The following is a 2,007-nucleotide window of genomic DNA, read 5'->3' as shown; positions in this document are numbered from 1 at the left end:
TTTTTGAGTACGTTTTACATGTTTGTTTTTCATGACACTTAATTTTTAGTGTAACGCTATTTCAGGACGGGACAAACCCTGAATAAAAAAACCTACTCAACAACAAAGCTGAGTAGGATAATTCCCCATAGATGATTTATTTAGAATGGTTAGACTAAATAAAACGGCTTAAAAGTAATAAAAAATAAGATAGCTTTTATGAATCGTTTTAAAATAAATGGCTTAATATGAGTGCTTAAAGAATGTAGTAAGGGTAAATAAAGAGAAAGGAACTTAGTAAGTTCCTTTCGTAAAAAGAATAAAGTTTAAACCCTTCTAAAAATCTAAAAGTTATTCTTACTCATTTGAGTCGTAGAAAATATGAAGAATTTACGAAAAGAAAAAAATAAAACTGTTAAAAGAGTGTTTTTAGCATATTTTTAACAAAAAAACCCACCCAAAGAATGAGTGGGAAAATTGCTATGAAAAAGAAAAATCTTAGGACGTCTCCTAAGCATTACAAATATCAGTAAGAAATTAAAACTATGCAATAGGGGAAAACCCTGAAATTTACACTAGGGAAAACCATTAGCTAAAAGAATAAAAAAATATCATGGTGTTAATTGGTTAAAGTAGTAAGGTAAAGATTCGTATGTATCTAAATAGGAATTTCATAAAATAAAATATTAACTGGTATTCTCTTTGAAAGTTTCCTGTTTTTAAAGTAATTTCGCACCTTACAAAACAACAACACAATACATGAGTCAAGAAGTTTCTAAACGATACGCACAACGAGGAGTGTCGGCATCCAAAGAAGATGTACATAATGCTATAAAAAATATAGATAAAGGTCTGTTCCCAAAAGCATTTTGTAAAATTGTTCCGGATTACTTAACCAATGATGAAGATTACTGTTTAATAATGCATGCAGATGGGGCCGGAACTAAAAGTTCATTGGCTTATATGTATTGGAAAGAAACCGGCGATGTTTCGGTATGGAAAGGTATAGCACAAGATGCATTAATTATGAATATTGATGATTTATTGTGTGTTGGAGCCGCAGATAATATCATGCTTTCTTCAACAATAGGGCGTAACAAAAACCTGATTCCCGGAGAGGTTATTTCGGCTATTATAAACGGAACTGAAGAGTTGATAAACGAATTAAAAGAGTTTGGTGTAACCATTCATTCTACCGGAGGAGAAACTGCTGATGTTGGCGATTTGGTACGTACGATTATTGTAGATTCTACAGTAACTGCTCGTATGAAAAGAAATGATGTAATAGATAATTCCAATATACAAGCAGGTGATGTAATTGTAGGCTTAGCTTCTTTTGGAAAAGCATCTTATGAAAAAGAGTATAACGGAGGTATGGGAAGTAATGGATTAACATCGGCACGTCATGATGTATTCCATAAATATTTAGCTGAAAAATACCCGGAGAGTTTTGATGCTTCTGTTCCGTCTGAATTAGTATATTCCGGAAATGTGAAATTAACAGATGCAGTTGAAAATGCTCCGATAGATGCCGGAAAGCTAGTGTTGTCACCAACCAGAACCTATGCGCCAATCATTAAAGCTATTTTGTCAAAATATAACTCAGATACTATTCATGGAATGGTACATTGTTCGGGAGGGGCGCAAACAAAAGTGTTGCACTTTACAGATAAAAATCATGTAATAAAAGATGCTTTATTTGAAGTTCCGCCATTATTCAAATTAATACAAGAGCAGTCTAAAACTGATTGGAAAGAAATGTATCAGGTGTTTAATTGCGGACACAGAATGGAATTATATGTTTCTCAGGAAGTAGCCAATGATCTTATTGCTATTTCAAAATCTTTTAATGTAGAAGCTCAAATTATAGGTAGAGTTGAAGCCTCTGAAACAAAAAAGCTAACTATAAAAAGTGAATACGGTACTTTTGAATATGCATAGTTACCATACCATGTGTCGTCCTAAAAAACCATTACAGTTTTTTAGTATGATTAAAGATATAAAATCTCTCAACAAACATGTGTTTGT

The 2,007-nt window shown here is 32.4% G+C and carries 1 protein-coding gene; it reads left to right on the top strand.

The window, feature by feature from the left end; translation table 11 throughout:
* Positions 1 to 738 precede the first annotated feature (738 nt).
* A complete protein-coding gene (locus ACQY1Q_RS17315; protein ID WP_431006584.1) occupies positions 739 to 1,920 on the top strand; it encodes an AIR synthase related protein in 1,182 nt (393 codons plus the stop codon).
* Positions 1,921 to 2,007: the final 87 nt, after the last annotated feature.

This window comes from Tenacibaculum sp. TC6 (assembly GCF_050606265.1).
In the GTDB taxonomy this organism is placed as follows: Bacteria; Bacteroidota; Bacteroidia; order Flavobacteriales; family Flavobacteriaceae; genus Polaribacter.
The sequence above is the reverse complement of the archived record's forward strand: the minus strand, read 5'-3'. Positions and strand labels throughout refer to the sequence as shown.